The following is a 23,650-nucleotide window of genomic DNA, read 5'->3' on the forward strand; positions in this document are numbered from 1 at the left end:
TTATGGGGATTAAAGATGAAAAAAGTTGAGAAGTTGCTCATTATCGGCATCGTGCTCATAAGCAGTATTTTGCTGGGCACGATGACCCTGGCAAAAACCGCTCAGGCAAATGCCAGCATTGTTATTGTCATTGACAATGAAGTAAAGCAAAGAATCCCTCTCGTGGTTGAAGAGAAAATGCAAACCTATGAATTTAAGTTTGGAGAGCAAACCGGTTATCTTGAAGTGAAAAACGGTAAAGTAAGAATGCTGGAGATGCCTAAAGAGATTTGCCCCGAGAGGATTTGCTCGGAAACCAGCTGGATTGCCAGGCCAAGCCAAGCCATCGTTTGCTTACCCAATAAAATTATTGTTACGATTCAGGGACTGGATGATAAAAACGACGAAATACTGTAGAAGAAAATAAGCAATTTGAGATTTATACTGAGCTTGTTCAGGTGGCGCAAAATGGGCATCCTGAGTCGGCTCTTTTTTGATGCGCCAAATAAACACGATTCAGGACCAAGTAAACATCGAAGCTTATACTTTGTGAAAAAAGTTATAAAATATAAACAATAAGAAAGGAGGAATGAATCAGCCCCTTAAGCTGGTATACTTCTCAGATTATAAGGGAGGAAAGGATTGTCATGAGTAACGAAATTTCTCGGCGCGGTTTTCTCAAAGGAGCCGCGGGAGCGGTCGGCGCAATCGCGGTCACAGGTTTGGCCGGTTGCGCTCCTCAAACACCGGCTGCCGCAACACCGGAAACCGAACAGCCCTCTGCGGGGGCGGCAGCAGCTGACGATTGGCTGGGCCCTGAACCGGCAACAGGTTCCATAGCAGAGACCCAGACCTTTGATGTGGTCATTGTCGGCGCAGGGTTAGCAGGCATTTGCGCGGCACGGGCAGCGGCTGAAGAAGGCGCCAGGGTCGCCATTATCGAAAAATCGGAATCATTTAACTGCCGTTCGGGGGAATACGCCCTCTTAAACGGTACCCTGAACAAGCGGTGGGGACGTGAAAACATTGTACCCACCGATGTTGTTGTCGATCGCCTCATGAAGGAATGCACATACCGCAACAAGCGTACCATTCTGAAGAAATGGGCGGAGCATGCTCACGAGGTCATGGACTGGTTCATCGAAGCTTATCCGGACCTTACCATCTGCGCTACCACACGCCAGGCTGTAACTCAGGAGCAGTTCGATAAGGGGATTCTGGTACCATTGTCCTGGCCTCTGCCTGCAGGCTACAATTATGCGGAAGAAGACTTTCCCACCTTCCTTCCCGTCATCCATGGAATTCCGCTCCAGCCGCAGGGATCAGCAGGGATTTGTGGTGGAAGCCAATCTTAACGCCGCCCTGGCCAAGGGAGCCAAGATCTTCTATGGCTGCTTCGGCACCAAATTGCTGAAAGACGATAAGGGACGTGTGACCGGGATCATCGTGCGCGACGCGAAAAACAGCAAATACCTGCAGTTCAATGCCGATAGGGGAGTTGTTCTGGCCACGGGTGATAATGCCGGCGATGAGAAGATCCTGCGGCATTTTGCCCCTGAGGTTATCGAAAAGGGTGTTGGGAATATGGGTGCCATGGGCATGTTGGGCAAGGATGTGGAGGGCAATCCCGTCGATACCGGCGACGGACTGCGCATGGGAGCCTGGCTTGGCGCTAAAGTTCAGGATTATCATGCGCCGATGACCCATCATATGGGCAGCGGTATGGGAGTCACCCCTTTCCTGCAGCTCAACAAGCATGGTGAGCGGTTCATGAACGAGGATATTCCCGGCCAGCAGCTGCATAACCAGATTGAACTGCAGCCGGAATTGACTTCGTTTCAGATTTTTGACTCCGACTGGGGTAAGCAGATTCCTTTTATGGCTCCGGCCCACGGGGGTCTCTGCTACATCATTCCGGAAGATGAGGATGAGTCCAATCCCAACTTTGCCGATCGCCAGTACACCAAGCTATCAGCAAAAAAGCGGATAGTTTTGCCGCTCAGGGCAATACCATCCCAGAGCTCCTCCGCAATTTGGGCTTTGCAGGGGAAGGGTTGGAAAGGGCGCTTGCCTCTGTCCAGCGTTACAACGAACTGGCCAAAGCCGGCAGGGACGAAGATTTCGGCAAAAGCGCCAAGCGAATGTTCCCCATCGAGAAGGCTCCTTTCTATGCGACCAAATGGGGTACGGCCGCCATGCTTGTCTGCATAGGCGGTCTGGAAAGCGATGAAGATTGCCGCACCTTCACGGCTGTGGATGCCAAAAATCCGGAGCGGCAGGTCATTCCCGGACTCTATGTATGCGGCAACGTCATGGGCAACCGCTTCGCTGTGGAATATCCGATTTGTATGCGCGGAATCAGCCATTCCCTTTGTGTATATTACGGATATGCCGCAGGCAAAAACTGCGCCCAAGGGGTCTAACCGTACAAAGGAGGAAAGTTTATGAGCAATCACGAAGTAAAAAAAGGATTCTCCCGGAGAGACTTTCTGAAAAGCAGTGCGGTGGGGGCGGTCGGGCTTGCCGCAATGGGAGTATTGACCGCTTGCGACAGTTCTGCACCGGCCGGGGCACCGGTCTCTGAGGGGAATGGCGCACCGGTTGCGGCTTCAGAGGGTGAGCGCATCTTCGGTATGTGCAGCACCGGCGATTGGCTGGGAAAGGCGCCTCAGATCGAGGCGACCGCCATCAAAGAAGTGATCGAGAAAGATGTGGTGGTGGTTGGCGGCGGTCATTCCGGCCTGCTGGCGGCTCTGGGAGCGGTGGATGAAGGCGCCAGCGTCGCCGTGATTGAAACCCAGCCCTGGAGTTCATTCGTTGATCTTAAAGGCGATGGTACCAACCGCAGCGGCTGGTACGGCGAGGATATCGGCCATGTCAATTCCAAATGGCTGATTGGACGCGGCTTTGGTCCTTACAATACCGGCGAGATCGCCTATGAGTTTGTCAAGCGCACCATGGGTCGCTGCGATCCTGATCTAATTAAGAAATACGTTCAGAATTCCGGTCCCATGCTGGACCGGATGATGGAAATCTACGCCAGCATGGAGGACAGGCGGATTCAGGAGGACAGCGCCGTTGTGGTGAAAAAAGAGCTGCACGGCAAAGACGATGTCACGGTGGATTATTCGGATATGACCCAATATCCTTTATCCGTCGTCCATCACCAGCATGACGAAGACCAGGTTTACCCTATGCAGGTCGGCGATTATAAGACCTGGCCCTGCAATATCCAGTTTTATGGACATCAGGGAAACAACATCGAGTATTTCAATAAATACATTTGCTATTACGCCCAGGAACACGGCGCCACCTGGTACTTTGAGCATACAGGGGTTGTGCTTGTTCAGGACGCCGGCGGTCATGTGACGGGCGTAATTGCCGAGGATCTGAACAGCCCCGGTACTTACAAGCAGTTTAATGCCCGCCAAGGGGTTGTCATGGCGGCCGGCGATTTTAAAGGGAATCCCGAGATGTGCTGGGCTCTTCTTAATGAGTACATGGAATGGGCGGAGCGCTCCGGCCAGACAGTGGCCGACTGGCAATATACCTCAACCCGCAGCGGGACCGGACATAAAATGATGTGCTGGGCAGGCGGAATCATGGAAACGACACCAAGAGGCTGCATGGGCAAAAAATCCGGTCCTTCCGGACCATGGGGAGCAGGCCCCTTTCTTCAGCTCAATAAAAAAGGCAGGCGCTTCCATAATGAAGCAGGTACAGCGACGGCAAGCGGCATTATGTTCCGCCAGCCCCAGGGTTTGGCCTCCTTCGTCACGGATAAAAAGGTGTTCCAAACCTTGTTTAAGGGCGGTCTTGACCACGGAGCCCCTAACTTTGGCTGGAAGGAAATGGCGGACGCTATGTTGGAAGGCTTTAACAGCATAGAGGTCGGCAATCCGGAAGGTACCCAGATTTCCGGCGTTGCCGTAGCGGAAAGTCTGGCTTATATGAAAGGAACGGTGTATGCCGCCAATACCCTGGATGAGCTGGCAGATTTTCTGGGTTATACGGGAGACGCCAAGAAAACCTTCCTGGCGGAAGTTGCCCACTACAATGAGCTGTGCCGTTCGGCAGAGGGAGATATTGATTACGGCAAGCAGAAGAACCTGATGATCCCTGTAGACGAAGCGCCTTTTTACGGTGGTAAAAGCGAGTTGAACAGCAAGCCAAGCCTGGGCCTGGTCACGCTGGCAGGGGTGGTTGCCGACGAGGAATTCCGGGTCGCCCGGGCAGGGAACAAGGAAGATCCCATCAAAGGGCTTTATACCTGCGGAAATTGCCTGGGCAACCGCTATGGACTGGAATACGTCACCCCGATGGCCGGCAATTCCCTGGGCATGGCCATGACCCACGGCTGGTTGGCAGGAAAGAATGCCGCCCAAGGCGTCTAGCAAACCCTCATTAGGCATGCTGCTGTCCGGAGGCAAAGGATTTCCTGGCTCCGCTTTCGGACAGTGTGTGTGCTTTTTGTTACAAGATCTGGTTGGATGGAGGCTGTGCCAATGAGTTCAGTGACCGTGTTTGTCAATATCCCTTTTTGCATCAGAAGGCGCAGAGGCGAATCCTCTCATATCCGGCCTGCGGGGAAAGAAACCCGCAATGCTTACCTGGAGGCCTTGGAACGGGAGATCGATCATGCCGGGGAGCTGCTGGCGGGGAAAACAGTCCAAAGCATCTATGTGGGCGGCGGAGCAGCTACCGTATTGTCCCCGGATAAGCTGGCGCGGCTGCTGCTCCGCTTTAAGAGAGCGTATCAAATGGCTGAATATCTGGAGCTGACCATCGCGGCGGCTCCGGAAACCCTGGTATCGCCCTGCCTGTCGGGGCTGAATATGTGCAATTTCAACCGGATCAGCGTGGAGGCCCTTTGCGCCAGTGACAAAATGCTGGACTATCTGGGCACGTCCTACCGACTGGCGGATCTTGAAGATGGCTTGACCATGCTGGGGATGTTCAAGTATAGGAATGTCAACGCCGATGTGATGTATGGGATTCCCGGTCAGACCAAAGCCGCATTACGCAACTCCCTTGTTACATGCCTGGCCTTGCCGGCTCTATCCCATATCACTCTGAAACGGTTTGAACTGCCTGAGCAGGAGGGGGTAAGCGCTGAGGAGTGCAGGGATCAATACCGGTATAGCCTGGAATACCTGAAAGGAAAAGGCTTCTGCCAATACGCGGCCGGACATTTTGCCAAAAAGGGCTATGAATGCAGGCATTTCTATTATACGTGCCAAGGTATGGATCACATCGGGTTTGGTGTCGGTGCCAAGTCTTATGTGGACGGATACGGAATTACGAATACGACAGATTTGGCAAAATATCTGAAATGGGCCGGTCAATACGAAGAGATTACGGAAAATGTGCTGTATTTGGATGAGAAGGCCCGGCAGAAACGCTTCGCCGCTCTGCGGCTGCAATTAGCGGAAGGATTTTCGGAGGAGGAATTTGCTGCGCGTTTTGGAGAAGGAGCTGGGGCGGCAATGGGCCCGTCTCTGCAACTATTGCTGAAGCAATCCTTTATAAGCTGTCTGGATGGAAGGTATGTACCCACTGAAGAAGGGCTTTTTCACATCGATGAGATACAGAAAGTTATCTTTGCCAATTAAGTTGATACAAAAGCAAATACGGTGGGTGTAGCTGACATGATCCATATTGCGATTGTTGAAGATGAAAACAAAGACCGGGAACTGTTAAAGGAATATCTGGACCGTTTCCAAGCAGAAAAAGGGGAGCCCCTGTTTGTACACGTGTATCCGGACGGCGAGGAATTTCTGGAATCGTTCAGCTCCGGTAAATTTGACATCCTCTTGCTGGATATTCACATGCAGTATATGAACGGCATGGCGACAGCACAGGAGATCAGGAAAAGCGATGAAAATGTGCTTATTATTTTCATAACCAACCTTGTGCAGTACGCCGTGCAGGGGTATTCCGTGCGGGCCTTTGATTTTATCGTCAAACCTGTGGAATACAGTGTTTTTGCCCAGAAGCTCTATCGGGCGACTCAACGCCTGAACCGCACTATCCACTCTTGTGTACGCTTCAAGGTGCTTGACCAAATTGTCAACCTGCAGCTTTCCGGAATTTTGTACTTCGAGATTGTGGCGCGTAAGTTATTCATCTATACGGATACGGAGATTTACCGCTGCAACGATACACTGCACAGCATTGAAGAAAAGCTGAATGACGGGCATTTCTTCAGATGCCATGCCGGATACCTGGTTAACGTGGCCTATGTACGGTCCGTCGGCAAAGACTATGCCATGGTCGGCTCGGCCCGAATTCCTGTCAGCAAGCATCGCCGCAAAGCGTTTCTGGACGCCATCGGAAATTATTTGGGGAGCAAGATTTAAAATGGAGCTTTCTGTTCTTAACAATCTGTTTTTGTTTAGTTTGCGAATCTGTGAATTAACGGCAATTGCCTCCTTTCTTTCCGCCTGTAAAAAAAGAAAAGAGCATAGGCTGATCAATATAGGCCTGACCTTGACATTTGCCTTTCTGCTGATGCTGTCCCGGGAAATGGTCTATTTAATCCCTGACATTGAAAACGAGTTTTTTTACATTACCTTCGCTTATTATTCCCTCTTATATGCTTATATCATGGTTAAATTCCAAATATCGCCCAATAACGGCGTGTATTACCTGCTGCTGATCTTTCTCTGTGTTCATGCCCTCCGCCAAACGGTCATGCGCTTATCCTTTGCCCTGCATGGGGTTAATTTTACCGTTCCCGAGGCCTCCGTTACCCTGCGCATTGTCTATACGGCACTCTATTTTCTGCTTTTGCAGGCAAGCTTCCGGCTTGTTAACAAATCAATGCACACCAACCAGAAAAAGAGCTGGCGTCAATTGCTCTGGCTGTATATTGCGATTATCCCCGTGATTTATATTACCAATCTGGGGCTTATCATGGGCTTTGAGCAAACAAACCTGCCTCTGACCACGGCGATCATCGCTCAAGTGTGCAGCTTTTGCGGTCTGGTTGTGGTCATGGGATATAACAATACCCTGGCCCTCGGTCAAAAGGAAATCGAGCTGGCACGCCTGGAAGCCATGCTGCAAAGCCAGCACGAGCAATACCGGCTCAGGAAAGAAACGGTGGATATCCTGAACCGCAGGTACCATGACTTCAAAAACCATCTGCTCTGCCTTGATGTGGCTGAACATGGCAAAGAACGCGAAGAATATATCCGGCAGATCGAACAGGAAATAAATGCTTACGACCAATTGCACCATACCGGCAACGAAGCACTTGACGTCGTCCTGATCAGCAAAGGAATGGAATGCTCGCAAATGGGGATAAGGATGATTCTGCTGCTGGATGGCAAGCTGCTCAGCTTTCTGAAGCCTCTGGCCATCGCCACTATTTTCGGCAATGCCATCGATAATGGATTCAAGCCCTGCAATACGTTGAAGAAAACAAAAAAGAGCTGACCATCCGTGTTTCTGAAGGGGATAACTGGGTGATCCTGCGCTTTGAAAATTATTACAGCGGTCGATTGAGGTGGCATGAAGGGAAGCTGCTTTCCACGAAGCCGGATCCCGATGGTCATGGAGCCGGAATCTCCATCATCGATCTCGCCGTACAGGAATACGGAGGGAATGTCAGCATAGATGCCGCGGAAGATTGGTTTGCACTGAATATATTGTTCCCGAAAACAAAGCGGGATGAGGACGTTTCTGGTTCTTTAACCTCTTTCTTGGACATAAAAATACCTTAAAAGGTCAAGAAAGGGTGGTGAAGAATGGATTCCTTAGCTCACTCTTTGATGCTCGGTATGGAAAATGGCTCCTGGTGGTTAATGGGCTCCATGTTTATGGGAGGAATTGTTCTGTCCATTAATCCCTGCATGGGAGCCATGATCCCCTTAGTAATAGGTGGGGCACGTCAGGAAGGGTATAGCCGGGTTATTCAGTTTATCTTAGGGTTTACCTTAACCCTGATGCTGATCGGTGCTCTGGCCGCCCAGGTGGGGATACTTTTCCGTTTGCCCGGTATGTACTGGGCGATCTTCTTAGGCGTTTTATACCTTGTTGCCGGGGCAATCCTGCTGGGTTTCCGGTTCCCCGTCAAGGTCTCGGGGTTTTATGTTACCCGGAAAAACGGCCCCCTCCGGCATATTTACCAAAAAGGCCTGAGCCCCTGGGTTCTGGGAAGTTTTTTCGCTTTGGCCCCTTCTCCTTGTACCACTCCGGTTATTCTGATGATGAGCGGAACGGCTATGGCCAGTGGTCACATGATCTACTCTTCCTTAGCTTTAGGAGCCTTTGGGCTGGGACACAGTCTCCTGCTGGCTATGGCTTTTGTCCCCGGGGTAAGAAGATTATTCAAGATGAACAGGTGGACCCTGCAGCTGCGTCCGGTGATAGGTATCTTATTGATTCTGCTGTCAGGCTATATCCTGGTGACACAACCTGGATTTGAACAGGCCATGTCTGGACATCAACATCAACATTAACACTTGAACAAATTAGCAAATGGCTGCTGCCTTAATCAGGCTGCAGCCATTTTTGAGAGATTGGGGCGTTTAAAAGGTTCCTCCACTTTTTCAGCAAACTTTCAGTAAGCCTTAAAGAGATACTCAGGTTGCTTTAAGCGTCTTCTCAGCAAAGAGGGTTATGCTGAAAGAGTAGTCTTGACCATGGCGTACATAAAGGGTTAAGACGAAAAAAAGGAGGGAATTTTTAAATGAAGAAAAAACTTATGGTGGGAGTGCTGAGTGCGGTGCTCCTGGCAGCCGGGGCAACCACCGTGCTGGGAGCGGATGGGGTCGATTCCGCCAAGCTGGCGGAAATCAAAAGCCTGACTCAGCAGATGTTTGGAATTCAGCAGCAAATCGTGGACAAAGAAGTGGAAGCCGGTCTCCTGACTCAGGAACAGGCGGATAAACTGAAGGAATCCATCAGCCAGAGGAAGCAGCACAGTGAAGAAGCTCTGGATAAGGGCCAGGTACCGGGACTGGGGCTGGGTCTGGAGAGACATCACGATACCATGATGTTCAAAGCCGGTGAGCCCCTGACCGAAGAACAGATCGCTGAATGGCTGGAAAAAGCCCAGGCCCGTTTGCAGGATCAGGAAGAAGCCATGAAAAGTTCCGGAAAGATGACGGATGAGCAGATTGCCGAATGGCTGACCAAGGCTCAGGCCCGCCTGGAGGAGCAAAAAGAGGCGATGAAGAACGGTACCTTTACCCCCGGAGACATGGGCTTTGGCAAAGGCATGCATGACAGAAAGCTCTTTGACTTACCAAGCAAGGATACTCAAAGCATAGACAGCTAAACTAGCCAAGGCGGAGATAGCTAAGCGTGAATACCCGGGGCAAAACGGATCGATGATCATGTTTTGTCCCGGGTTTATTGCTTGCGGGAGGATATCCAAAAGGCATAAGCGAAAGTATATGTTTAGGCCGGCATAGTTGAAAACGTAGGTGGCACGATGAATTACATTATCAAATACGGTAGAAATGTTGGGGCAATTTCAGATCGGGTGGAAGCGGATTCCCATAAACATTGGCTGCTGCAGCTGTTTCTTTCCATTGAAAAGGAACTGGACATTAAAGTCAAGGGACAGCTTATTCCTTGCCATGCCCTGCTGGTCAACATGGATACGGAGCATGCCTTCAACGCCGGAGGTGATATCCATTTTACGATGCTGATTGATCCGACCACAGAGCTGGGACGCGCCACGAGGCGGCTGCTGAAAGAACAGAGTTTTTATGTTTTGCCCCAGGCGGATATAGCTGTGATGCAGCAGGCTTTTCGCAAAGCCCTTGCCCGGAAGGAGCATAGTTCCCTTCTGTCCTTTGTGCAGAGTCTTGCCGCTTATTTTACATCTGACCATAGGGTAGCTGATAAAGGAGCTGATAGAGGGGCTTTCGATGAGCGGATCATCAGAGTTTTGGAGCTCCTGGCTTGCTGTGTGGATGATGATGCGAGCCATCAGCTCAAGTATTTTTCTCAGGAAACGTATCTTTCGGAAAGCCGTTTAGCCCATTTGTTCAAAGATGAAACAGGCATACCTTTGAAAAGCTATCTGGTATTGCATAAATTGCAGCGGGCCTATGAGTCTATTTTTGCTGGGGAAACTATCACAACGGCAGCACTCAGAGCCGGGTTTGACAGTCCGTCCCATCTGGCCTATACCAATAAAATGATGACCGGCATGTCGGCTACCAATATTATAAAAGACAGCGAGTTTTTGAAAGTTTTTTGATCAGTATTCCGGTAATGTGTAATCAAACAGTCAGGGAGGATTGCACAATGAATCAATACTTGCAGGAAACCAACATGCTGGATTTCCGTCACAGCTCCATACAGAGCTTGATTGAAGAAAAACAATGGGCAAATGAAGAGTGTTTTCATAAGATCCGGAAAATCTACGATTTTGTCCGGGATGACATCCCCTTTGGCTATAATCGGGATGACACAATTCCGGCCTCCGAGGTGCTGAAGGATGGTTATGGTCAGTGCAATACTAAAGGAACCCTCTTGATGGCTCTCTTGAGAGGGGTAGGAGTGCCTTGCCGGATTCACGGCTTTACCATTGATAAACAACTGCAGAAAGGGGCTATGACAGGGCTGATTTACAGTCTTGCGCCCCGGAGTATTGTGCATAGCTGGGTTGAAATCCAATACAAGGGGCAGTGGTATAACCTGGAGGGATTCATTCTGGATAAAGACTATTTGCAAAAACTTCAGGAAAAGTTTTCTGCACATGAAGGCAGTTTTTGCGGGTATGGTGCCGCCACCGACAACTTGCAAAACCCTCAAATCGACTGGAATGTCAATGACACTTATATTCAAAAAGAAGGGATCAACCAGGATTTCGGGGTGTTTGATTCCCCGGATGAATTCCTGGCAGTCCATCAGCAGCAGTTATCCCCGCTGAGAAAGTGGGCCTATCAAAACGTCGGACGTAAATTGATGAATCGCAATGTGGAAAAAATCCGCTCTCATTCAGGATAAAGAGCATCATTATAACCCTTATTTTCTATAACCCTTATTCCTTAAAACGCCTCACAGGGGGCGTTTTTTCATGTGTGAAAAGAGGTAGGCCGGAAGCCAGGCAAGAGAATATTGACTTCTTCCTGGCAAAGGCATACAATCTATATGACTAAAACAATATTTTAGTCATATAGATTGTATGAGGTGAAGAGATGCCGAGATTTTCTGATACGGAAAAAGAAATGATCAAAGAAAAGCTTTTGAGGGAAGGAGAAAGGCTGTTTGTTGCTCATGGGGTGAAGAAAGTGACGGTGGATGATTTAGTCCAGGCGGCTGGGATTGCCAAAGGTTCCTTTTACGCTTTTTACACCAATAAAGAACATTTATATATGGATATTATTGAACAGTGTCAGATGAAGCTATGGCAGGAACTGGACGATTTTTTGGCAGACCATAAGGATCTTCGGCCCCAGGAGCTGACGAAGCGGTCTTTTGGCCGGATGCTCGAGGGAGTGAAGGAGTATCCCATACTGGTTAAAACGGATTCTGCTGTCATGAGTTATTTGCAGCGCAAGCTGCCCCAGGATGTGCTGGACGCCCATGGGTTTGAGGACAGCAAAGCACTGGTCAAATTGCAGGAATACGGGGTTCGGTTTGCTTATGAACTTCCCGTGGTGGCTAAGGCGCTTCAGGCCTTATATGTGGCAATTGCCTATCTGCAGCAGGAAGAAGCGGACCATGCTGTGGTCGTAAACCTGCTGCTGGATAGCCTGATTGAACAGATTGTGAGGTAAGCCATGATGATTAAAGTAGAAGGTGCATTCTATAAGTATCCGGGCGCTCCGCGGGATGTTATTCAGGACATCAGCTTCACAGTCAGGAAGGGAGAGATTTTTGGCTTTCTCGGTCCGTCGGGAGCCGGCAAAAGTACTTTGCAAAAAATCCTCACAGGAGTGTTGAGAGACTATCAAGGCCGGGTTCAGGTCTTAGGCACGGAAATGAAACACCGTAAAAGTTCATTTTATGAAAGGATTGGCGTGGATTTTGAATTCCCCAATTTCTACGGTAAGTTTACAGCCCTGGAAAACCTCCAGTATTTTGCCTCCCTTTACCATCAAAAAACCCTGGACCCGCTGACCTTATTGGAGCAGGTGGGTCTGCAGCATGATGCCCATAAAAGAGTAGCCAGCTATTCCAAAGGGATGAAGATGCGTCTGGGTTTTGTGCGCTGCCTGCTGCACAATCCCCAGCTGCTTTTTTTGGATGAACCCACCAGCGGTCTTGATCCTGCCAATGCCAGAATCTTAAAGGATATGATGCTGGAGCAGAAAGCAGGGGGAAAAACCATCATTCTTACGACCCATAACATGCATGATGCCGGGGAATTGTGCGATCGGGTGGCGTTTATTGTGGATGGTAAAATTAGAGCCCTGAATACCCCCCAGGCTTTTCAGGTGGATCGGAGCGGCAGTGCGGAGGTCAATTATTCCTATAGAAGGGATGGCCGAACGGTGGACAGACGGAGCACCCTCACCCAACTGGGCCAGGATGATGAGTTTGTTAAGGCTTTGCAGAACGGTTCACTGCTAAGGATTCACTCCAAAGAGCGGACCTTGGAGGAGGTTTTTATAGCTTTGACGGGGAGGCAGCTGCAATGAGGCTTTTTATGGCGACAGTTCATGATATACGCTATCAGGCCAAATACGGCTTTTACTTTCTGTATGCTTTTATTACGGTATTGTATTGTGCTATTCTGTACTTTTTACCCGATCAACACAAAGCAATCGGTGCCTCCCTCATCCTGCTGACCGATCCGGCAACCCTGGGCTTCTTCTTTGTCGGGGGCATTTGGCTGTTGGAAAAAGATGAAGGAATCCACCGGTTTTACGGCATTTCGCCGCTGAAGCCAATTGAATATATTTTGGCCAAAGGGTTGTCTTTGGCCATGATCTCCACCTTGTCCGCTTTCTTTATTGTTCGTTTCAGCCATCCCGGCTCAGCGGACTATCCTTTGCTGCTCAGCAGCATCTTTGTAGGCTCCTGTATTTTTACCCTCTTGGGCCTGGCGATGGCCACCTATGCCAACTCGGTCAACAGCTATATGGTCAAGGGGGTTCCAGTGGGAATGATATTGATACTCCCGCCCCTCTTAGTGGCTTTTCAGATCAGCCATCCGGTTTTGGAGATTATGCCGGGAACGATCCTCTTGCGGTTGATCGATGGTTCAATTAAGGGCCAGCTTGAACCGGGAAGTATAGTTTTTTTATTTGGATTGATGATTTGGCTGGGGATTTCCATCTGGATTGCCTTGCTGCGTGTTCCTTCAGCCTTGCAAGGGGAAGGGGGCGGCAAGCTATGAAGCAAACCCTCAGGTTATTTCAAATTGGCTTGCGGCAAATAACCTATGATGGCATGCTGTTAGTCCTGCTGGCCGCGCCTTTCCTATTCGGCTTGCTGGTCAAAATAGGCATTCCCAAGGCCGATGCCTGGCTGTTTCAGCAGGGGGCCTTGTCGATAAAGCCATGGTATTCTTTAGCCGATGGGATGATCATTATCTTAACGCCGATGCTGTTAGCCATGGTCAGTGCCTTTCTGCTGCTTGAAGAAAGGGATGAAGGAACCGGGGCTTATTATCAAATAACTCCTCTGGAGGGATATGCTTATCTGGCGGCGAGGATAGGCTTGCCGATGGTGTGGTCTTTTCTTTGTCTGATCGTGGTGACCATGCTTTGCGGCATAGCCCATCTCACCTTCTTGCAGATCCTCGCCGCCGGGTTGCTCAGCACCTTAACAGGGGCCGCGCTGGCAATGATGGTGGTATCCTTAGCCGGCAACCGGGTCGAGGGCCTGGCCATTTCCAAACTGACCAGTCTCAATCTGCTGGGATTATTGATGGTCTGGTTTGTCCCGAGGCCTTATCAATACCTGGGAGCCTTTCTGCCTGGTTATTGGGTGGGGAAAATAGTAGAGCAGGGGGCGGATTGGTTTTCTTTTGGGGCAGGATTCCTGATTTGCTGCTTATGGATAACCGCTTTCACCCGGAGATTTCTGCGGAAGATTTGATTCCCCCGAAATCTCGTCGGCCTGGCCGGGACGAGTTGAAAGGTAATTGAAAATGGAACTGGAATAAGCAGGAATATAAGGCAAGACTGGAGAATCATTGTAAAAATCAAGAAGATGGGCTGGGATGTAAAAAGAAGTAAAAAGCGGGGGAGGTACACATGAAACAACAAATCTCATTGGATGATTTGAACAGGGCAGAAGTGAACGATCAGCCTGGACGCACCGCCTTCATAAAAGAGTGGGGGGATTTCGGATTCGATTTCGGCCAAGAGGGTACTTCTAAGTTCTACATTGTGTGTGCGGTCATCGTGGCCAACTCAGCTATCCCCCAGTTGGAAAAATCCCTGGAGAAGATCGGCTTCACCGAGGAGGAGCAACTGCGGGTCAAGGTTTTAAATGAGCTGCTCCCCCTGGACTTTAATCTGATTTTTTTAATTGCCGATAAAGGCCGGTTCTTTCGGGATGTTCCCGTGCCCAACTTTAAAGGGGTCTTTGTCAAGCATCTTTATGATCAGCTCTATAAAAATCTCTATCATGCTTATCCGAAACTGCAGATTGCGGAAGAGCCAACAGGACGTTCTGAATTTCAGGCCGGATTTAAGGACTATGTCGGAAGAGAGCGGCCGGTACAGAATCTGTTTGACCAATATGATTTTGATTTCGTGGCCGGCCGGCACAGCGGACCGGCGCAACTGGCAGAATGGCTCGGCGGAACGGTGAGTAAACAGCTCCATGGAGAGAATACTGGGGATTATCTGAATATCCTCTATTGGAAAATCCTCAACATTGAAAAGATTCCCGGTGACAATGCCGTAAATTTGAATCCCGCCGCCGACAACAGCCGCTTTAATCAGGAGATTGCCAATCTGGCTTTCCGCAAGGCCAGAGGGTATATCCGCGAACATGAAAGGGACGCGGAGTTGGAGAAACGCCTCCAGGTTAGCTTTCTCAAGTATTTGATCTTTGAAGCCCAGTACGGCAATCCCTATAAATTTATTACTTCGAAGCAGATCTTGTCCGTGCTTTCTAAATATGCCGATACCCGGCTCAGCAAAGACTTTTTGTATCGGAAAATCGTCGCTCCCTTAAGGGATGCCCGGGTCGTTCTGGCCAGCAGCCCTCAAGGTTATAAACTGCCCATCAGCGTTGAGGATATATCCGCCTACCTGCAGCAGACCAACTCCATCATCGCCCCCATGCTGCACCGCATGGGACTTTGCCGTGAAGTAATCCTGCAGCAGACCGGCGGTAAGCTGGATGTGTTGGCAGAGGATGAGTTTTTGAAGTATCAGAAGTATTTTGATTGAGGCACTGAGTGAGCAAAAGGAAGGGCGCAGAATCATGAATTTGGATAGCTTTGAGCATGAGATGGAAAAGAAGATCCTGGAGAGAGGGTATCAATACTATCAGGATGGTCATATCCGTTCTTTAAAAGAAACGGAAGCCGGCCTTTATCAGGCTGAGGTGGAGGGAAATGCCCGATATCGGATCTATGTAGAATTGGCTGAAGATAACACTATTCTAGCCAGTGAGTGTGACTGTCCCTATGACCTGGGTGAGTTCTGCAAACACGAAGCAGCTGTCTATTTTGCCTTGCGGGAAAGGAAATCAGAGGTTCAGGAGCAGCAAGTTATTCCGATGCCGAAAAGCCGGCAGGGCCCCCAAAAGGAGGCCATCAAGAAAATGCTGGAGAAGGCTTCTCAAGAAGCGTTGGCTGATTTTTTGCTTATGCTGGCTGAAGGGTCCGAGGAATTAAAAACCAGAATTGAGTTGGCCTTCGGTGACGAAAACGACCAACAGGAGGTCAAGCGCTGCCGTAAGCTGATTCAGAGCTATATCGATAAGAATTCGGACCGCCATGGATTTATTGGGTACGACCAGATGTGGGAAGCTTTAAAGGGAACAGAGCTGGTTCTGGAAAAAAGCAGGGATGTCTTGGGCAAGGGCAAGGCGGTGCAAGCCGTTCGCTTAGCCTTGCTGGTTATCGGGGAAGCGGTGGATATGACTCAATATGGTGACGACTCCGACGGTGGAATTGGCGTAGCGGTGGGAGACGGATTTGAGGTGCTGGATGAAGTGAGGGAGGAGCTGGAGGATCTCACCGAGACCGAGCGGAAAGAGATTTTCGCACTCATCATGGAAGAAGCCGATAACAGGCGTTATCGAGGGTGGATCGACTGCCAAATCGATCTTCTCCGGCGCAGTGCCGGGTTTATCGTTACACCGGCGGAAAGAGAGCGTATGGAGAATTGCCTGAAGAAACTTATAACCGCCAGCCAAAAAGATTCTTGGACTTCGGAATATCTGAACGAAAACATCCTCCTGATTCAATATGAACTGCATTGCCGATTTGAAGGGGAGGCCCAAGCCACTGCTTTTCTCAATAGGCATCTGAACTACAGCAAATTCAGGGAAATAGCCATTCATCAGGCTATGGGGGAAGGGGATGAAGCAAGAATCATCCAGCTTTGCCTGGAAGGGGAAGAAAAGGATAAAGGCTACTCCGGACTGCTGAATCGCTGGAGGGAACATCGCTACCAATCCTATATCCGTACCGGCCAGTTGGATAATCGGCGCAGCCTGGCTCTGGAGTTTGTGGAGGAGGGAAGCTTCCAGCATTATCAGGATCTGAAAAGTACCTACTCCACAGATGAATGGTCTGATGTCTATCCGAAGCTGATTGAGCGTTTGGCCGGGAAGAAGAAGGATCATCGGGGAATATACGCCCAGATCCTGGTGGAAGAGCAGGAGTGGGAGAGACTCATGCAATATGTCTTTGCCAATCCACGCAGTATCGACTCGTATTATAAATATCTGATGGCTGAATATCGGGAAGAGGTCTGCCGGATCTTTCAGCACAATATTGAGCAGGCTGCAGCCCTTGCCAATACCCGCAGTCATTATCGGGGAGTCTGTGCCACTATCCGGACACTGCAGAAAGCAGGCGGAAAAAAAGAAGCCCGGGATGTGGTGCAGAGCCTGCTTCTCAAGTACCCCAGAAGGCCGGCTTTCCGAGATGAGCTGAACAAACTTAAATTGTAAAACCCTATGAATATTTATAAATTCTGAAGTTCTGTGTTATAATATTCCACAATTACAGCAGTCGGATTTAAGCGAAGCAATCTCAAAAAACGAAAAGACAGGAGGACTTCAAATGGATAATTATAAGGCCGTCTTGGACTTCTTCGCCAAGGCTGAGCAACCGGCCCGCACCGGAGATGTGGCAGAAGCCACGGGGATTGATAAAAAAGAGGTTGAAAAGGTTATGAATACCCTCAAGAAAGAGGAGAAAATCGTTTCACCGAAACGATGCTTTTGGGAAATCAATAAAGCCTAGACAAGTAAGCAATCCCCCTCAGACTGAAGTTTTGAGGGGGTGTAATTTTTGAGGGGGGAAGAAAATTCAAATGTTGCACCGGTGCACCATTTGAATCTCCGGCAGTTTTATGTTAAAATCAATTCGTACATACGTCCGAATTAAATTTCCATAATATAAAGCTGCGTAAAAAGAAAGGAAACCGGAGTTATGAATTACTTGGATATCTTTTTGCTCTTCGCTTGGTATTCCTGTTTAGGATGGATTATGGAAACGATCTACGCCAGTATTACGCACAAGAAATTTGTCAATCGCGGATTTTTAAATGGATTCTTTTGTCCCATCTATGGTTTGGGTGCCGTTTTAATTATAGTATCCTCAACCTGGGTAGGAACGATTTTCTCTGGCGCCTTAGCAGCAGGTACTTTCAGCGTTGTTGCGGCGGTTATCCTGGTCACGGCTCTTGAATACATTACCGGGTTCATGCTGGAAAAAGTATTCCATTGCAAATGGTGGGATTACAGTGAAGATTTTGCTAACCTCCATGGCTATATTTGCCTGAAGTACTCCCTTTTGTGGGGAGTGCTGGCCTTGGTTCTGCTGGAAATCGTTCATCCCGGGATCGCCGGGCTGCTTCTCTTCATACCGTCAGAGATCAAAATAGCTCTCTCCGCATTGCTCTTTGTCTATTTCCTGGTCGACACAATTAAATCAGTAGCCGATACTTTAGACTTACGCAATGCCATCCTAAACCACAGCAGCTTTTCACTGCTTAAATACTATGAGAAAATTCTTCGTTACAGGCGCATTTTTCAGGCTTTCCCACGCCTGCTCATTTTAAATGCCGACATCATCAATCGTGATGTAAGGAGCATCCTCAATGAAAAAGTGGATAAGCTCAAGACTGAGCTCAAGAGCAAATTTCAATAGTTTGGCTGAATATAGGGAGTGCCTTCAGGGTTTGTTGGATCATGAATCAGTCCTAATGATGGAAGACTTCATCCAACATGGCCGGACAACCTGCCTGGAACACAGTTTATACGTATCTTACACCGGGTATAAAGTCTGCAGGCTGCTGGGGCTTGATTGGCGTTCCGCTGCCAGAGGAGGAATGCTGCATGATTTCTTCCTGTATGACTGGCATACCACCAAACCGGACAATGGTTTGCACGGATTTACCCATTCCCTGACGGCTCTGGAAAATGCCCATGAGCTTTTTGAATTAAATGATCGGGAAAAAGACATTATCCTTAAGCATATGTGGCCTTTAACTGTGACGCCCCCCAAATATAAGGAAGCGCTCATTATAGCTCTGATCGATAAATATTGGGCGTTGCTGGAAACTCTCCGGTTGGGGAAAGAAATAAAGAACGGCAGCCTGAAGAAGAAGTTATATAATCAATGGGAGGTTCCGGAAAAGCTGACTCATGTTAGGGAAGAATTGACGGAATAAGCAATGGAGATGTCTCTCCCATGCTTGTTTTTAGAGCGGTGATGAAAAATGCTTTTTAGTCAAGGCAGAGTTGTGGGGTTTATAGAGTTTATTTTAATTGATTATAATTGATTATAGTTGTTTTCAGTTATATAATTATTACTGATAAAAGATAAGGGAGGCGACTCTATGGGTAGTTTGCTGACGGCCCAGGAAGTGGCGGAAATGCTGAACTTGTCGGTGGATACAGTCTGGAGATATACCCGGCAAAAAAAGATACCTGTTATGGAGTTGGGCAAAAAACAATACCGCTATGAAAAAGAGGCTGTGCTGGCGGCTCTGACCGCGGGCAAGATACCTGCAGAAGACCTGCCTGTCAAAGAAGAAAGCTTTGGTTATGCCAAACAAGGCGAATATACATATGAAGATTATGTCAGGATTCCGGAAGAACCAGGCTACCGGTTCGAAGTGCTGGAAGGGATGTTGATCAAGGAACCGTCACCGACTACCCATCATCAAAGGGTTGTGTTTGCTTTGTCCCGGCAGTTGGCTGATTTTTTTGAAGGCTTTGATCCGGAGGGTGAACTGTTTATTGCGCCTCTGGATGTTACCTTGACCTCCAGAAATGTAGTGCAGCCGGACATCCTTTTTATCTCCGGCAGCCGCAGAAGCATCATGCGTCCGGAGCGTATTGACGGACCCTGTGATCTGGTGGTGGAAGTCATGTCACCCTCCAATCGCCGGAAAGACCGTCTCCGCAAGTTGGAGATTTATCGCCGGGCAGGAGTTCCCCATTACTGGCTCGTTGATCCTGAAGAGAACATCCTGGAAGCTTTTGTGCTTAGAGATGAGCGTTATGTTCTGATAGTTGTCAGTGGTCCGGGGGATAGGTTTGCCCATCCTGATTTTCCTGGCTTGGATCTGGATTTGGCAAAGGTGTTTTACAGGCCGGAGTACGAATGAGGGGAACAGATTAAGGGTTAAATATAATGGCGCAGGCAATTGACTCTCTGGCAGCTTCATGCTAGGTTCAAATCGTACGTACGTCCGAATTAAGTCTATAGTGTTAAGATCCATCCAGAGGAGCGAATCATTATGTATAAAAAGAAAGAAATCGGTCAGTCCGAAAAAATCCTCAATGCAGCTGTCCTATGTATATCCACAAAGGGCTATGCCAGTGTATCCCTGCGGGATATAGCCGATGAGGCCGGAGTCGTCCTGAGTCAGGTCAATTATTACTATAAAAACAAAGAGGGATTATTCATTGAGGTCATCAGGGCTTTGGCTCAACGCTATTTGCAGGAATTAGAGAATAAATTAAGCCAAGGCAAATCGGAAGAAGAGAAAACGGCCTGCCTGATCGAGTTTTTTCAGGACACGCTTCTCAAGAATCCGGGATTGTTCAAGCTGCTCTTTGATGTGACCAGCATGGCTCTTTGGTCCGATACCTTCAGGGAACCTCTTCGCCAGCTTTTCGACGACTCTACAGCATTGATTGAAAAATACATTATCAAGGATATTGCCCCAAGGCAAAATAGTGACGGCTATTCGCCGTCAGTATTATCCAGGATTACCCTGGGTGCTCTATTTGGTACCTCCATTCATATCATGCTGGCGGAGGAGCAAAAGGATGCTGTAGCATCATTGTCTGCTATAAAGGTTTTATTCAGCAATTAGGTGTTTATCAGCAATTAAGATGTTTATTAGCAATGAACTATGAAATTTAAAATGAATTACAAAAAATTTATAGGCAATTTTAAATTTATCTCATTCATGGTCAATCTTTTATTGAGCTTGGGTTTAGGGGTTATTCTTTGGCGAATTCTTGATATTTGGTATATTATCCCTTTGCTTTTGCTGATCGTACCGTCGGTTACGGCATTATTGCCATTTTCTCCGGTTTTGCCAACAAAAAATTGTTAGCCAAATTTGAAAAGCAAATCCTTCAGTTCAGAGAAGGGGATTATTCAAGCCTTGCCGAATTTAAGGATCTTGGCTTTATCGGTAAAATCTCGTCATCTTTTAATGAGATTATTGAAGATATTCGGGGTTTAACATGACTTGCGAGAAGTCCCCCGTCCTCCACAGGCGGGGGATGAATCGCTCTATGCGCATTCACAAAAATCCATAGTGTTTGGTAGAATATTCCGATATAATATAATCAGTCGTAGATAAAAAAGGACTGATTATATGGCAAAGTTGGATAATAACAATCATTCAGTATTCTTACTTACCTATCATCTAGTTATGGTTGTTAAATACCGCCGAAAGGTCATTGATGATACGATTGCCCTCCGTATAAGGGAGATCGGGGAATCGATCGGAAAAAACTATCATATTACATTTTTGGAATACAACCATGATCGTGATCATATTCACATCGTCTTCAAAGCTCATCCTAATTCTGAGCTATCCAAGTACATCAATGCTTACAAGAGCGCATCATCCCGGCTGATCAAGAAAGAATTCTCTCACCTTCGTCACCAACTCTGGAAGGAGTATTTCTGGTCTCAAAGCTACTGTATGGTGACAACCGGCGGAGCACCTTTGGATATTCTCAAAAAATATATCGAATCTCAAGGGGAGAAGAGGTGAGATTGTGCAAATGGTCTATCGCTATGAGGTCTATCCCTCTCGCGAACAAGAACAAAAGCTGTTTCATACCCTGAAGCTTTGCCGCAAACTCTACAACCACGCCCTGAACGAACGGCAGGTAACTTACAAGGAAACTGGTCATGGCCTAACCTATAACCAGCAGCAGAATGCCTTACCGGCATTCGTGAAAGCCCATCCCGAGTACAGCCAAGTTCACAGTCAAGTTCTCCAAGATGTTCTACGCCGCTTAGATAGCGCTTATCAGCATTTCTTTGCCAAGGAAGCCGGGTATCCCCGTTTCAAAAACCGCGATCACTATTCATCATTGACTTACCCTCAAGTCGATAACGTGAAAAGAACCTTCGGTAGAGCAGGTTATATTTATTTGTCCAAACTAGGTTTTGTGAAGATGGAGACTCACCGGAAATTTCCGGTGGAAGCGATAAAACGTGTCAATATCAAATATCATGGAGGAAAATGGTTCGCCAATCTTACTGCTGAGATTCCGGATGTTGCCCCCGTTGAAAATCCCAGCCAAGCTGTGGGGATCGATGTGGGCTTGAATCATTTTGCTGTGCTTTCTGACGAAAAGGTGATTGATAACCCGAAGTATTATCGTAAGATGGAGAAAAAACTGGCTAAAGCCCAGCGGAGGCTTTCCCGCAAAAGGAAAGGTTCACACAACCGAGGGAAAGCCAAGGTAAAAGTAGCTAAAATACATGCAAAAATAGCGAATCAGCGCAAGGACTTTCTCCATCAAGCAAGCGTTAGAGTGGTCAGAAGCTATGATCTTATCGTCATGGAAGATCTCAAGGTACACAACATGGTTCGGAATCGGCGGTTAGCCAAAAGTATTCATGATGCGGGCTGGGGTCAGTTCAGAAATTACATCCGGTATAAATGTGAACGCCAAGGAAAACAGTTCATCCTGGTTGACCCCAAGGGCACATCACAGAGCTGCTTATGTGGAGAGTCAGTCCCCAAAGACTTAAGCGTCAGGGTCCATGAGTGCCCGTCCTGTGGATTAGTGATGGATCGTGACTTGGTAAGCTCCAAGCTCATCCTGGCCCGTGGTCTGAGTAAAATAGCCTAAGTATAAGTTTTCTATAGGGCGGGAACCGCCCGAAGTTACGCCTGTGGAAATCGTGTAAGACCTAATGCTAAGGCAGAGGGCGGCGGTCGATGAAGCAGGAAGCCAACGTCCAAACTTTTGCCAAGAAGCCCCCGCTTCTTAGCGAGGCGTAAGCGGGGGTAGTTCACTTACGAGCTTTGTCAAGGTTTTTCATGCCATTATTCAAATTTCCAAGGAAACCAGGAGCAAAGCTGAAGAAGCCTTATGCTCAGTTAGCCAGATTTCTGAATCCATTGAAGAAGTTGCCAAGGGCACTTCCAGGCAGGCCGATGAGGTTCAGTATGGGGTAGAGAAAATGGAAAACCTCTCCCAGGAAATCGAATTATTGTCGGACCGTTTCAAGGGAGTAAGCGATGATACAAAAGACATCAAGCAGCTGAACAGCGTCGGGCTGCAGTCGGTCAACCTTCTTCAGGAAAAGTCTCTGGAAACCAATGCCGCTCTGGCACAGATTTATCAAACCATCGAAAGCCTGACCAACTCCACTAAGAATATTGAGCAGCTTCTGGAGTCGGTGGAAGGTATTGCCGAACAAACCAATTTGCTGGCCTTAAATGCGGCGATCGAAGCAGCCCGGGCCGGTGAATCCGGGCGGGGATTTGCTGTAGTGGCAGAGGAGATCAGGAAATTAGCTGAACAAAGCCGGGTATCCACTGTGGAAATCGGCAGCTTGGTACACACCATTCAAAATCAGTCAACCCTGACTATCGTTTCCATGCAGCGGGTTCAGGCTGTCTCCCAGGAGCAGAATGAAGCTGCCTTACATACCAATGACGCTTTCCAAAATATCACCGAAGCTACCGAATCGATCAGTTCGAAAATCGCCATGATCCAGCAAGGGATGACCTCAATTCAGAATCATCGCCATGAGGTCTTAAAGGTTATTGAGAATATTTCCGCTGTTACGAAAGAGGCTGCTGCCTCAAGTGAGGAGATCGCTGCTGCAGCCGGCGGTCAGGTATCCATATTGGAAGAGATGAATGAAGTTACCCGTAAATTAGATGAGATCACGCAAGAGCTTGATGTGAAACTGAAAAAATATAAGCTATAGTGTACCGGAATGATAGATATAATTATGCTGCCTATTTCTTAAAACGCCTCGCAGGGGCGTTTTTTATTTACTACCAGAAGGCATAGCTTGCCTACTATACTTTCTCATTTAACCTAAAAATTTACATATCTT

Annotated in this window: 28 protein-coding genes; all 28 read left to right on the forward strand. The window is 48.2% G+C overall.

Annotation, left to right across the window (positions count from 1 at the left end):
* The first annotated feature begins 15 nt into the window (after positions 1–15).
* Entirely contained in the window at positions 16–396 is a 381-nt protein-coding gene (locus DHAF_RS09895; protein ID WP_015943776.1) for a NusG domain II-containing protein, read from the forward strand.
* A 230-nt stretch (positions 397–626) separates the two neighbouring features.
* Positions 627–1,334, forward strand: coding sequence for an FAD-dependent oxidoreductase (locus DHAF_RS26390; RefSeq protein WP_242659962.1), 708 nt, complete (start codon positions 627–629; stop codon positions 1,332–1,334).
* Positions 1,237–2,190 (forward strand): FAD-binding protein, encoded by a 954-nt coding sequence (locus tag DHAF_RS26395; RefSeq protein ID WP_242659963.1) that lies wholly within the window; start codon positions 1,237–1,239, stop codon positions 2,188–2,190. The genes DHAF_RS26390 and DHAF_RS26395 overlap by 98 nt, the downstream gene beginning before the upstream one ends.
* Complete coding sequence (locus tag DHAF_RS26400) at positions 2,073–2,402, forward strand: FAD-binding protein (RefSeq protein WP_242659999.1); 330 nt, start codon at positions 2,073–2,075, stop codon at positions 2,400–2,402. The genes DHAF_RS26395 and DHAF_RS26400 overlap by 118 nt, the downstream gene beginning before the upstream one ends.
* Positions 2,403–2,423: 21 nt before the next feature.
* On the forward strand, positions 2,424–4,373 hold the full coding sequence (locus DHAF_RS09905) for an FAD-binding protein (protein WP_015943777.1): 1,950 nt from the start codon (positions 2,424–2,426) through the stop codon (positions 4,371–4,373).
* A gap of 111 nt (positions 4,374–4,484) precedes the next feature.
* Positions 4,485–5,591, forward strand: coding sequence for a HemN domain-containing protein (locus DHAF_RS09910; protein WP_015943778.1), 1,107 nt, complete (start codon positions 4,485–4,487; stop codon positions 5,589–5,591).
* 36 nt (positions 5,592–5,627) lie between these two features.
* Positions 5,628–6,338: a LytR/AlgR family response regulator transcription factor gene (locus DHAF_RS09915; protein WP_015943779.1), complete on the forward strand. Its 711-nt coding sequence runs from the start codon at positions 5,628–5,630 to the stop codon at positions 6,336–6,338.
* Between the two features lies 1 nt (position 6,339).
* The gene (locus tag DHAF_RS09920; RefSeq protein WP_242659964.1) at positions 6,340–7,419 is read left to right on the forward strand and encodes a GHKL domain-containing protein; all 1,080 of its coding nucleotides are present in this window, start codon (positions 6,340–6,342) and stop codon (positions 7,417–7,419) included.
* 2 nt (positions 7,420–7,421) lie between these two features.
* The gene (locus tag DHAF_RS26405; RefSeq protein WP_242660000.1) at positions 7,422–7,706 is read left to right on the forward strand and encodes a GHKL domain-containing protein; all 285 of its coding nucleotides are present in this window, start codon (positions 7,422–7,424) and stop codon (positions 7,704–7,706) included.
* A gap of 24 nt (positions 7,707–7,730) precedes the next feature.
* Positions 7,731–8,444: a cytochrome c biogenesis CcdA family protein gene (locus DHAF_RS09925; protein ID WP_015943780.1), complete on the forward strand. Its 714-nt coding sequence runs from the start codon at positions 7,731–7,733 to the stop codon at positions 8,442–8,444.
* A gap of 230 nt (positions 8,445–8,674) precedes the next feature.
* Positions 8,675–9,265 carry a DUF2680 domain-containing protein gene (locus DHAF_RS09930; protein WP_015943781.1) on the forward strand — a complete coding sequence of 197 codons (591 nt, stop codon included), beginning with the start codon at positions 8,675–8,677 and terminating at the stop codon, positions 9,263–9,265.
* Positions 9,266–9,421: 156 nt separating this feature from the next.
* Positions 9,422–10,198, forward strand: a complete 777-nt coding sequence (locus tag DHAF_RS09935) for a helix-turn-helix domain-containing protein (RefSeq protein ID WP_015943782.1) — start codon at positions 9,422–9,424, stop codon at positions 10,196–10,198.
* A 47-nt stretch (positions 10,199–10,245) separates the two neighbouring features.
* On the forward strand, positions 10,246–10,950 hold the full coding sequence (locus tag DHAF_RS09940; RefSeq protein ID WP_005813919.1) for a transglutaminase-like domain-containing protein: 705 nt from the start codon (positions 10,246–10,248) through the stop codon (positions 10,948–10,950).
* 191 nt (positions 10,951–11,141) lie between these two features.
* Entirely contained in the window at positions 11,142–11,723 is a 582-nt protein-coding gene (locus DHAF_RS09945) for a TetR/AcrR family transcriptional regulator (protein WP_005813921.1), read from the forward strand.
* A gap of 3 nt (positions 11,724–11,726) precedes the next feature.
* A complete protein-coding gene (locus tag DHAF_RS09950; RefSeq protein WP_015943783.1) occupies positions 11,727–12,587 on the forward strand; it encodes an ABC transporter ATP-binding protein in 861 nt (286 codons plus the stop codon).
* On the forward strand, positions 12,584–13,288 hold the full coding sequence (locus tag DHAF_RS09955; protein WP_015943784.1) for a fluoroquinolone export ABC transporter permease subunit: 705 nt from the start codon (positions 12,584–12,586) through the stop codon (positions 13,286–13,288). Before DHAF_RS09950 ends, DHAF_RS09955 begins: the two co-directional genes overlap by 4 nt.
* A complete protein-coding gene (locus DHAF_RS09960) occupies positions 13,285–13,992 on the forward strand; it encodes a hypothetical protein (RefSeq protein WP_015943785.1) in 708 nt (235 codons plus the stop codon). Before DHAF_RS09955 ends, DHAF_RS09960 begins: the two co-directional genes overlap by 4 nt.
* A gap of 158 nt (positions 13,993–14,150) precedes the next feature.
* Positions 14,151–15,299, forward strand: coding sequence for a hypothetical protein (locus DHAF_RS09965; protein WP_011459430.1), 1,149 nt, complete (start codon positions 14,151–14,153; stop codon positions 15,297–15,299).
* Between the two features lie 34 nt (positions 15,300–15,333).
* Positions 15,334–17,034 (forward strand): SWIM zinc finger family protein, encoded by a 1,701-nt coding sequence (locus DHAF_RS09970; RefSeq protein WP_011459431.1) that lies wholly within the window; start codon positions 15,334–15,336, stop codon positions 17,032–17,034.
* Between the two features lie 112 nt (positions 17,035–17,146).
* A complete protein-coding gene (locus DHAF_RS09975) occupies positions 17,147–17,329 on the forward strand; it encodes a FaeA/PapI family transcriptional regulator (RefSeq protein WP_005813931.1) in 183 nt (60 codons plus the stop codon).
* Between the two features lie 189 nt (positions 17,330–17,518).
* A complete protein-coding gene (locus tag DHAF_RS09980) occupies positions 17,519–18,238 on the forward strand; it encodes a putative ABC transporter permease (protein ID WP_011459432.1) in 720 nt (239 codons plus the stop codon).
* Complete coding sequence (locus DHAF_RS09985) at positions 18,189–18,761, forward strand: HD domain-containing protein (RefSeq protein WP_011459433.1); 573 nt, start codon at positions 18,189–18,191, stop codon at positions 18,759–18,761. Before DHAF_RS09980 ends, DHAF_RS09985 begins: the two co-directional genes overlap by 50 nt.
* 168 nt (positions 18,762–18,929) lie before the next feature.
* Positions 18,930–19,703: a Uma2 family endonuclease gene (locus DHAF_RS09990; RefSeq protein WP_011459434.1), complete on the forward strand. Its 774-nt coding sequence runs from the start codon at positions 18,930–18,932 to the stop codon at positions 19,701–19,703.
* Positions 19,704–19,835: 132 nt separating this feature from the next.
* Entirely contained in the window at positions 19,836–20,417 is a 582-nt protein-coding gene (locus DHAF_RS09995) for a TetR/AcrR family transcriptional regulator (protein WP_005813938.1), read from the forward strand.
* 155 nt (positions 20,418–20,572) lie between these two features.
* The gene (locus tag DHAF_RS10000; protein WP_005813941.1) at positions 20,573–20,800 is read left to right on the forward strand and encodes a hypothetical protein; all 228 of its coding nucleotides are present in this window, start codon (positions 20,573–20,575) and stop codon (positions 20,798–20,800) included.
* Positions 20,801–20,930: 130 nt separating this feature from the next.
* On the forward strand, positions 20,931–21,335 hold the full coding sequence (tnpA, locus tag DHAF_RS10005) for an IS200/IS605 family transposase (RefSeq protein WP_005813943.1): 405 nt from the start codon (positions 20,931–20,933) through the stop codon (positions 21,333–21,335).
* Between the two features lie 4 nt (positions 21,336–21,339).
* On the forward strand, positions 21,340–22,428 hold the full coding sequence (locus tag DHAF_RS10010) for an RNA-guided endonuclease InsQ/TnpB family protein (protein WP_011459437.1): 1,089 nt from the start codon (positions 21,340–21,342) through the stop codon (positions 22,426–22,428).
* 334 nt (positions 22,429–22,762) lie between these two features.
* Positions 22,763–23,518 carry a methyl-accepting chemotaxis protein gene (locus DHAF_RS10015; protein WP_005813948.1) on the forward strand — a complete coding sequence of 252 codons (756 nt, stop codon included), beginning with the start codon at positions 22,763–22,765 and terminating at the stop codon, positions 23,516–23,518.
* Positions 23,519–23,650: the final 132 nt, after the last annotated feature.

It is taken from the genome of Desulfitobacterium hafniense DCB-2, assembly GCF_000021925.1.
In the GTDB taxonomy this organism is placed as follows: Bacteria; Bacillota; Desulfitobacteriia; order Desulfitobacteriales; family Desulfitobacteriaceae; genus Desulfitobacterium; species Desulfitobacterium hafniense.